This window comes from Enterobacter cloacae complex sp. OE43NF (genome assembly GCF_023544405.1).
Classification (GTDB): domain Bacteria; phylum Pseudomonadota; class Gammaproteobacteria; order Enterobacterales; family Enterobacteriaceae; genus Enterobacter; species Enterobacter cloacae.
In genome coordinates, this window is sequence record NZ_JAMJFW010000006.1 from 120372 (window position 1) to 130169 (window position 9798).

General features: G+C 56.6%; 8 protein-coding genes and 1 pseudogene. 5 read left to right on the forward strand and 4 right to left on the reverse strand.

The features are described 5' to 3' along the window. The first annotated feature begins 88 nt into the window (after positions 1–88). Positions 89–1446: pseudogene (locus tag M8370_RS04825) on the forward strand (glycoside-pentoside-hexuronide (GPH):cation symporter). Between the two features lie 94 nt (positions 1447–1540). Continuing rightward, a complete protein-coding gene (locus M8370_RS04830) occupies positions 1541–2920 on the forward strand; it encodes a carbohydrate porin (RefSeq protein WP_250020569.1) in 1380 nt (459 codons plus the stop codon). A gap of 13 nt (positions 2921–2933) precedes the next feature. Here the strand turns inward: M8370_RS04830 and M8370_RS04835 are convergent, their stop codons facing one another. Next, entirely contained in the window at positions 2934–3890 is a 957-nt protein-coding gene (locus M8370_RS04835) for an AraC family transcriptional regulator (protein ID WP_250020570.1), read from the reverse strand. Between the two features lie 115 nt (positions 3891–4005). On the opposite strand from M8370_RS04835, the gene M8370_RS04840 reads away from it, so the two are divergent. After that, positions 4006–5199: an MFS transporter gene (locus M8370_RS04840; protein WP_250020571.1), complete on the forward strand. Its 1194-nt coding sequence runs from the start codon at positions 4006–4008 to the stop codon at positions 5197–5199. A gap of 41 nt (positions 5200–5240) precedes the next feature. On the opposite strand, the gene gap is transcribed toward M8370_RS04840, so the two are convergent. Together gap and M8370_RS04850 are read right to left on the reverse strand one after the other, a co-directional pair. Next, the gene (gap, locus tag M8370_RS04845) at positions 5241–6251 is read right to left on the reverse strand and encodes a type I glyceraldehyde-3-phosphate dehydrogenase (RefSeq protein WP_062728709.1); all 1011 of its coding nucleotides are present in this window, start codon (positions 6249–6251) and stop codon (positions 5241–5243) included. A 78-nt stretch (positions 6252–6329) separates the two neighbouring features. Continuing rightward, positions 6330–7310 carry a GlxA family transcriptional regulator gene (locus M8370_RS04850; RefSeq protein ID WP_250020572.1) on the reverse strand — a complete coding sequence of 327 codons (981 nt, stop codon included), beginning with the start codon at positions 7308–7310 and terminating at the stop codon, positions 6330–6332. Positions 7311–7474: 164 nt separating this feature from the next. Here M8370_RS04850 and M8370_RS04855 point away from each other — a divergent pair, with 164 nt between their 5' ends. Then, on the forward strand, positions 7475–8446 hold the full coding sequence (locus M8370_RS04855) for a fatty acid desaturase (RefSeq protein WP_250020574.1): 972 nt from the start codon (positions 7475–7477) through the stop codon (positions 8444–8446). Further along, positions 8439–9230, forward strand: coding sequence for a phosphate/phosphite/phosphonate ABC transporter substrate-binding protein (locus M8370_RS04860; RefSeq protein WP_250020576.1), 792 nt, complete (start codon positions 8439–8441; stop codon positions 9228–9230). Before M8370_RS04855 ends, M8370_RS04860 begins: the two co-directional genes overlap by 8 nt. Here the strand turns inward: M8370_RS04860 and M8370_RS04865 are convergent. Beyond that, positions 9196–9798: molybdopterin dinucleotide binding domain-containing protein (locus M8370_RS04865; RefSeq protein ID WP_284038856.1), on the reverse strand; the 603-nt coding region annotated here is incomplete at its 5' end. The two genes, M8370_RS04860 and M8370_RS04865, sit on opposite strands and share 35 nt — an antisense overlap.

The following is a 9798-nucleotide window of genomic DNA, read 5'->3' on the forward strand; positions in this document are numbered from 1 at the left end:
GGTGAAAAAACATAATGGATCGCCTCGTTGCGCTCAGGCGAAATTATTGCCAAAGCAGAAACCGGTTTCATCAATAAGGAGTAACGTGATGTCAGTGAGTGAAAAAATTCCGGTCCGGGAAAAAATAGGCTACAGCCTTGGAGATGCCGCGAGTCATATTGTTTTTGACTCCTCGGTCGCCATTCTGGCGTATTACTACACGGATATTTATGGCTTACCCCCGGCTGTAATGGGAACCATGTTTCTTTTGGTCCGCTTATTAGATGCCATTACCGACCCCGTTATGGGAGCGATTGCCGATGCAACATCCACACGCTGGGGACGTTTTCGTCCCTGGCTGCTGGCGATATGCGTTCCTTTTGCGGTGAGTTGCGTGCTGGTATATTCCATACCTGATTTTACTGAAACCGGGAAAATTTATTATGCCGTTGGCGCGTATATATTTATGACCTGATGTATACCGCCATAAATATCCCGTATTGTTCTCTGGGGGCGGCGCTGACGTCCGATCCGCGTGAAAACCTCTCGTTGCAGTCCTGGCGCTTTGCCATTACGCCAATTGGCGGGGCGCTCGGCACCGCGCTGATTCTGCCCCTGGCGGACTATCTCTACCCCGGCGACAGGGCGACCGGCATCCAGGTGGCGATGGCGCTTTTTGGCGCAATCGGCTGCGTGATGTTTATCATTTGTTTTGTCACCACCAAAGAGCGTGTCCAGCCGATCAAAGAGGAAAATCTGAACATCGCCCGGGACGTTAAAATCCTCTTTCGTAACGATCAGTGGCGCATTCTCTCGATCTACAACTTTATGATGCTGGTGGCGGTGGTGATCCGCGGTGGCGCAGTGGTCTATTACGTGAACACTGTTCTCAACAAGGGGGCTGACGTCATCTCGTTCTTTATGCTGGGTGGGATGCTGGCCTCGATGTTTGGTTCGGTTCTGGCGCAGCCGTTCGGTACCCGTTTTTGCAAGGTTAAACTCTCCTTCTGGATCAATATTCTCAACGCTGCGTTAGGCGTGGCCTGCTTCTGGCTGCCGCTGGAGTTCTGGGTCATACCACTGATTGCCCATGTGTTCATTCAGATTGTCCAGGGCGGTAACGGCGCGTTGCAGTGGTCAATGATCACTGATGCAAATAATTACGGTGAATGGAAAACCCAACGTCGTATTACAGGTATGAATGTTGCGGCCAATATTTTCGTGATTAAGTTGGGTGTCGCCGTCGGTGGTGCCATTCTGGGTTGGGTGCTGGCCTGGTTTAATTACCAGTCGAACAGTACAGTACAGTCAGAATCCGCCATTCAGGGCGTTATTTTATTGTTCACGTTAATCCCATCACTCTTTTATTTACTCACCGCATTCTCGATCAAATTTTATAAATTAACTGAAAACGTCATGAATGGCGTAGTGAGTGATTTAAACAAAGGCGAATTCGCTAACTCTTAATAGTTGAAGCAGTAAGCCGATAATTCATTTGAATTATCGGTGAGGTTTTCTGTGTCCGTCAGGAAATAATGATTAACTCACGAGGATGGAGTCGATGAAAGTGAAATACCTTGCACTGCTCGTCAGTGCGTTTTGTTCTACCGCAGCAATGGCAGCAAATGATACCCAACGTCTGGAAGATAAACTGGCGCAACTGGAGGCGCGCCTCGAAAAGGCCGAAACAAGGGCAGCAAAGGCAGAAGCACAAATTCAGGTTCTTGAGCAACAGCAGCATCCCGTGGTAGCTGCAAATCCTGTGGTGGTTGAATCCACAGAGCCTGCGACAGCGCAAACGGCACCTAAGCTTACGTTATCCGGCTACGGTGATATTAAATTTTATGGTGACGTTGAATTTAATATGGATGCGGCCAGCAAGACCGGCAGTTTAACGTCCATGAAAACGACAGCCAATAAAGACTGGGCACCCGGTAACCATGAACGCTGGGATATTAACGGGCGTTTGCTGCTGGGGTTTGACGGCTATAAGCGAATGGAAAATGGCAATTTTGCCGGTTTCTCCGTACAGCCGCTGGCGGACTTAACGGGCAAAATGAACCTGGATGACGCGGTCTTCTTCTTTGGCACGGAAAACGACTGGAAGGTAAAAGTTGGCCGCTTTGAAGCCTATGACATGTTCCCGCTTAACCAGGATACCTTCGTTGAATATTCCGGCAACACCGCTAACGATCTCTACGGCGATGGCTATGGCTATATCTATATGATGAAAGAGGGGCGGGGGCGTAGCGACAGCGGCGGTAACTTCCTGCTGAGTAAAACCCTGGGCAACTGGTATCTCGAGGTTAACACGCTGCTGGAAGACGGCAGCTCGCTGTTTGTTGACCAGCAGTATCATGGCATGGACCTGGATAACGATAAAAACGTCGCCTACGTCCGTCCGGTGATTGCCTGGCAGGAAGGAAACTTCTCGACCGCCATCGCGATGGAGAGCAACCTCGTCAACAATGCCTACGGCTACCACGATGCGTCCGGAAGATGGGTCGACCAGTCTGACCGCACCGGCTATGGCTTTACCATGACCTGGAACGGGCAAAAAACCGATCCGGATGACGGTATCGTGGCGAACCTGAATACCGCCTACATGGATGCTACCGACGAGACGGATTTCACCGCGGGCGTGAATGCCTTATGGCGCAATGTTGAGCTGGGCTATATCTACGCGCATAACCAGATCGATAATTTCAACACCGCCAACTTTAATGCGGATTGTGATGGCGACTGCTGGGTGACCGATCCCGGTGATTATGATATTCACACCATTCACGCGTCGTACCTGATCCCGAACGTCATGAAGATGAAGAATTTCAATATCTATCTTGGCGCGTATGCCTCCTGGGTTGAAGCACATCCGAATGATGGCGATGGCCGTAACGACGATCGCTACGGCGGGCGCGTGCGCTTCAAATACTACTTCTGATGTCCTGCGCCAGTCAGGCCTCTTCCGGGGTCTGGCTGGTCTCCCGCAGCCTGCCCGGCGCATGGCCGATTATTCGCTTGAACGCCCGGCTAAACGCCGCAAGGGATCCGTACCCCAGGCGCAGTGCGACCGTTTCAATAGGCTGATTTTCATGGCGAATGTACTGAATGGCCAGGCGCATCCTCAATTCGCTGAGGTATTTCGCCGGGGTGGTGCCCGTCGCGGCGAGAAAACGTTCCGCAAACACCGAGCGGGAGGTGCCAGCCTCTTTTGCCAGATCCGCCACGCTCCAGTTCAGACCTGGCTGCTGGTGCATGGCGTAAATGGCACGGCTCAGACGCGGGTCACGCAGTACCTGCACCCAGCCGGTGGCTTTTCCGCAGCCTCCTTCAACCCAGCCCCGCACGATTAGCGCCGCCACCACGTCCGCCAGCCGCGCGAGGATCCCGGCGAATCCGGCCTGACGCGTCATGGATTCGCGCTCCATCGCCGCCAGCAGCGGGTGGATCTCCGGCCAGGTGGACATCAACCGGCTCACCATCATTACTTCCGGCATCGCTTTAATTAGCGGCTGCATTCCGCCCAGTTCAAAGTCCATGCATCCGCTGAAGATCACGGTGTTCTCGCTGTTCGGGCAGGGTTCGCAGGTGATGGCGCAGACCGAGCCGCAGATAGGCTCGCTGGGAAACGCGCTAACCGGCGTGATGGTTGCTTTCTCGTCAGACAGCAGGGCGTGCGCATTACCGTTCGGAATAAAAAGGGCATCGCCGCCGCTTAAGGTGAACGTTGCGCCACTCTCCATACGCAGCAGGGCGCTGCCGCGGCTGACAAAATGAAACTGTGCTTTGCCCGGTGCCTGGTGGAACGCCACGCCGAAAGGCGCGCTGGCTTCAATGCGGCGGTATTTCACGCCCGACAGGCGCATTCCGCGCAACAGCTCGCTGATCAGATCGGGGGACTGAGCGGTCATGGCAAAACTCCGGACGAATAATCAATAAGTGGAGATTATATGTCATAGATCGTCCAGGGTGAACACTCTATCCTTTTGCGACAGTTGTCACATTTTCATAACGGGAGATCAACAGATGAGTTCATGTGTCGCGGCGAGAGAGGCTGTTGTGCCTGCAAAACCCGCCTGGCGGGCCGTCTATTCACTGGGGCTGGGGGTGTTTGGTTTGATCACGGCGGAGTTCCTGCCCGCCAGTTTGTTAACGCCCATGGCCGCAAGCCTGGGCGTAACGGAGGGGATGGCTGGGCAGGCGGTGACCGCCACCGCGCTGGTCGCGCTGGTCACCGGATTGCTGATCACCCCGGCGACCAAAAGTATCGACCGTCGCTGGGTACTGATGTTTTTCTCGGTGCTGCAAATCGTCTCCAGCCTGCTGGTGGCTTTTGCACCCACGCTGCACGTACTGCTGATGGGACGCCTGCTGTTAGGGATTGCCATCGGGGGATTCTGGGCGATGTCGACCGCCACGGCGATGCGTCTGGTGCCTGCCGATAAAGTGCCGAAAGCGCTGGCGGTGATCTTCTCCAGTGTGTCGATCGCCACGGTGGTCGCGGCCCCGCTGGGCAGCTATCTTGGCAGCCTGATTGGCTGGCGTAACGTCTTTATCCTCTGCATTCTGCCGAGCATGCTGGCGCTGCTGTGGCAGCTCTGGGTACTGCCGTCAATGAAGCCGGAGAGCAGCGGCAGCCTGGGCACACTGTTCCGCGTGCTGCGTCGTCCGGGAATGATCGGTGGAATGCTGGCGACCATTCTGATCTTCAGCGGTCATTTTGCCTTCTTTACCTATCTGCGTCCGTTCCTTGAAACGGTGGGGCAGGCAAGCGTGGAGAGCATCTCGCTGATCCTGCTGGGCTTTGGGATAGCCAACTTTATCGGTACCTCCGTAGCCGGACATCTGCTGGCGCGTAATCTGCGCCTGACGCTGGTGCTGGTACTGGTACCGTTCGCCATGGGCGTGCTGGCACTCACCATGGTGGCGTTTGGTCATCTGGCGATACTGGATGGATTGCTGGTGGCGATGTGGGGCTTTGCGTTTGGTCTGGTTCCGGTGGGCTGGTCAACCTGGCTTGCCACGACGGTGCCAGATGAAGCCGAAAGCGCAGGTGGTTTGCTGGTGGCCTCTATCCAGCTGGCAATCAGCGCCGGTGCTGCCGTGGGCGGGGCGGTATTTGACCTCAACGGCGCCAGCGGCGTCTTTGCCGGAAGCGGTTTCCTGCTGGTAACGGCGATGGTGATTGTGTTGATGGGCGTGAAGGTTAAGGCGGAGTGAATTATTAGCCGGGTAAGCGCAAGCGCCACCCGGCTTAAACCTTACAACCCTTTCTTATCCATCAGCACCGCCAGATCCACCAGGCGGTTAGAGAAGCCCCACTCGTTGTCATACCACGCCAGAATTTTCACCATCCGACCACCAATCACCAGGGTGGAGAGACCGTCAATAATCGAAGAGCGCGGGTCGCCCTGATAATCGCTGGAGACCAGCGGTTCATCGCTGTATCCCAGAATGCCTTTCAGTGGGCCGCTGGTCGCAGCTTTGCGGAACGCATCGTTCACCTCTTCGGCCGTAACGTCACGGCTCAGCGTCACCGTTAAGTCCACAATCGAGACCACCGGAACCGGTACGCGCAGGGAATAGCCGGTCAGCTTGCCGTCCAGAGACGGGATGACTTTCCCCAGTGCCTTCGCGGCACCGCTGGAGTACGGCACAATCGACAGGGCTGCCGCACGTGCGCCGCGCAGATCTTTTTCCGGCTGGTCGTGTAGCGCCTGACTGTTGGTATAAGCGTGCGTGGTGTTCATCAGGCCATGCTCAATACCAAACTGCTGATGCAGGACCTGAGCGGCCGGGGCCAGGCCGTTCGTGGTGCAACTCCCGTTGCTCACTACCACGTGCTTAGCCGGATCGTACTGCTCGTGGTTAACGCCCATCACCACCGTCAGATCGTCATTTTTACCCGGCGCGGAGATGATGACGCGCTTCGCCCCGCCGTGGGTGATATGCACCAGCGCTTTTTCGCGCTCGGTGAAGAAACCGGTCGCTTCAATCACCACGTCAACGCCCGCATCCCGCCAGGGAATATTCGCTGGATCGCGTTCGCTAAAGACGGTAATGCGCTGGCCGTCAACCTGCAGCGCGCCGTCCGCCGCTTCAACGGGTGCCGGTAGCGTGCCGAGCAGGGAATCATGCTTAAGCAAATGGGCGAGGGTTTTGCTGTCCGTCAGATCGTTAATCGCCACAATCTGCAGGTCCGGATTGCCCAGTGCCGCGCGCAGGAAATTACGTCCGATACGGCCGAAACCGTTAATGCCGACCTTAACCATAATGCACTCCTTATCTCTGTTGTCTGGAGTCACTGTAGGCTTCAGGCCGGATGGCGTAAACGACAAAAAAGGATCACATTACGCCATTTTGCGGCAGTGAAAACGCTGACGGTATTCACCGGGTGTGAGGTGGAGCTGTTTTTCAAATACGCGACGCAGGTTGATGCTGGTGCCAAATCCGCTTTTCTCGGCGATAACGGACAGCGGATCGTCGGTCTGTTCAAGCAACTGTCGGGCTGCGGCAAGGCGCGCTTCGGTCACATAGCGTGCCGGAGACGCCCCCGTGTCGCGGGTGAATACCCTGGTGAAATTGCGCGGGCTCATGGCTACTTTTTCCGCCAGCTTTTCGACGCACAGATCGGCCGTCAGGTTTTGCAGGATCCAGGTTTGCAGCTCGCTGATGGGGCCGGAGGAGCCGGACTGCGACAGGTTATAGCGGCTGAACTGTAGCTGTCCTCCCGGGCGGCGCAGATACATCACCATATCCTGCGCCACGTCGCGCGCGAGGCTGAAGCCATAATCGTCTTCCACCAGCGCCAGGGTCAGATCAAAGCCGGAACTCACGCCACCGGAGGTCCAGACAGGGCCATCCTGAATATAGAGTGGCCCTCCCTCAACACGGATGGTGGGGTACTGCGCTTGCATGGTTTCCAGCAGCCGCCAGTGGGTGGTTGCCCGACGGCCGTCAAGCAAACCGGTCTGGGCCAGCAGCATCGCACCACCGCATATGGAGGCGATCCGCCGCGCATGGGGGGCTGCAAGATGCAGCCAGTCCACCACGGCGGTGCTCTCCTGCTCGTTCATGCCGCGCCCGGTAATGATGATGGTATCAAGCGGCTCACGGGGATCCAGCTCCGGCAGGCGATAATCTGCCAGCAAATTGAGACCGGACTGGCCGTGGATCATCTGGTGCGGCTGGGTCGTGGCGATGATGATGCGATAGCAGGGCTGCGCAAGGCCTCCCGGGTGCAGGCGGTTGGCTTGCATCAGAATGTCGGCGATGCCGGCGGCTTCAAACAACATGCCGCCGTCAGGAACAATAATCAGGATCTTCTTCATGTCCTGAAAAGTACCTTTATTGCAAAATAAGTCAAGCGGAGGGCAAGGGCGTTGGCTGGCACAACACACCTTTCTGGCAAAGCAAAGTGATTTAAGTTCTTTGTTATTTCAGGCGTTATCCCGGATCGTCAGCATATTATCTCTGGCGAAACGGCTCTAAAGGAATGGGTAAACGAAGCTCCCTCTATTTACATCCGCAGCAACGCGACCAAATTCACCATCTCGCCTCGGGGTTTCTCTGGCGAACCGAACTGCCCACGTGGCTGTTGATCGCCACCATTTATGGCGGCTGGTTCTCGACGCTGGCGTTCTGGCACACCCTCGGTCTGCTGCCTGCCACGCTGTTGCTGATTGGGTTTACCGCCTGGTATATGTCTCTTCAGCATGAATTGATCCACGGCCATCCCACGCGTTTCGTGTGGCTGAACCAGCTCTTTGGCACGCTGCCGCTGGCGGTCTGGTATCCGTATGGCCTGTACAGGGATTCTCATCTGGCCCACCATCGTCACGACCATCTCACCATTCCGGTGGATGACCCGGAGTCATATTACTTTACACAGGCGAGCTGGGCGCGATTGTCGCCCTGGCAGAAGCGGGTGATCCTCGCCCGAAACACCTTTACCGGGCGACTGTTGCTGGCGCCGCTGCTGGATATTCTCCAGACGCTGGGCAGCGCGGTGGCGGCGTTTCGCCATCTTCAACTGCGGGCGATGGTGATGTGGCTTGTGCATTTGGCGTTATTGGCGCTGCTTTTTACCTGGATGATGCACAACGGTTTCTCTCCGCTCTGGTTTGTGCTGGCGGTAAGCTACCCGGCGCTGGCGCTGACAAAAGTACGCTCTTTTCTGGAACATCGCGCGGCGGACGACCCGCTGGCGCGTTCGGTGATTAACGAAGCAGACTTGTTCTGGCGCGTGCTGTTTTTAAATCTTAACTACCATTCAGTACATCACGATTTACCCGGCGTGCCCTGGTACGGGCTTAAGACGATCTACCTGCAAAACCAGCAGGCGTACCGGGAGCGTAACCACGGGTTTCTGGTGAGAGGGTATGGCGAATGGATGCGACGGTTCTGGAAAACGTCGGTGGACGTCACCGTACATCCCTGGCGTCAACAGGAGGAAGGAGATGAGTAACCGGCTGGCGTTTCCGATGTATGCGGTGGATAGTACCGATACTCTTGCCCTGTGGCGGGCCGTCCAGCGTCTGCTGGTGGCGCGTGGTCTCCCGGTGGAGGAGCTTATTCCCGGCAGGCCTGAGCCTGACCTGCTGACACACTGGCAGCAGCCTAATCTTATTCTGAGCCAGACCTGCGGCTACCCGCTGATGACACAACTGCCGGAGGTGCAGGTCGTCGGCTGTTTTCACTATCGGGTACCGGGCTGCGAAGGCATTCACTACCGCAGTTTTCTGGTGGTACGTGATGAGGATAAACACCGCACGCTGGCTGATTTTCGCGAACGGCGGGTGGTATGTAACGCGCCCGATTCCCAGTCTGGCTACAATGCGCTGCGCAACCGCGTGCCGTCACGTGCGTTAAACGCCTGGTTCTCAGAGGTTATCTTTAGCGGCAGCCATCGCCAGTCGCTGATCGAAGTAAAACGTGGGGGAGGGGATATCGCGGCGATCGACTGCGTGACGTATGCGCTGTTGCAGCGGCATGAACCGACCCTGCTGGCGGAGCTAACTGTGATTGACCAGACGCCCCTCACGCCAGGACTGCCGCTGATCACTGCGTCCGGCACCACCCCCGAAACGCTTCATGCCATCCGTGATGCGCTAACCACGCTGGTGAGCGCCCCGGAATACCGGGGCGTGTGTGATGCGCTGTTTATCGGCGGGTTTAGCGTCGTGGCGCGTGAGGCCTGGTCTGTGTTAACCGGGATTACAGCGAACGGATCTCTTTCGAGCGCAGGGTGAGGCGGACAGGCACCGATTTATACGACGGCGTGCCGCTCTCTTTATCCAGATAGTCGAGCGGAACCAGTACGTTAGCCTCAGGATAGTAGGCCCCGACCGAGCCCGGGGCGATGGCATATGCCACCACAGTGATATCCTCCAGACGCTGAGCGCTGCCTGGCAGGGCGGTTTCGATATCCACCCGGTCGCCGTGCTCCAGTCCTGACTGCGCCATATCCGCTTCATTCATAAACAGCACGTCGCGACGGCCAAAGACGCCCCGGTAGCGGTCGTCGAGAGCGTAAATCGTAGTGTTGTACTGGTCGTGACTGCGCAGCGTGATCAGACGCAGGACGTTATCGCCTTCACCGCTGGCATCTTCATTGACCCCTTCAAATACCGAGAACATCGCTTTGCCCGTCGCCGTCGGCCAGATACGTTTCGTGGGCGGCAGCGGCATACGGAATCCACCGGGTACCCGGATCCGCGCGTTATAGTCCTCAAAGCCCGGAATGGTCTGCTCAATCAGATCGCGAATGCGATCGTAATCCGCAACCAGGTGCATCCAGTCCACTCGGGTTGTCTTCAG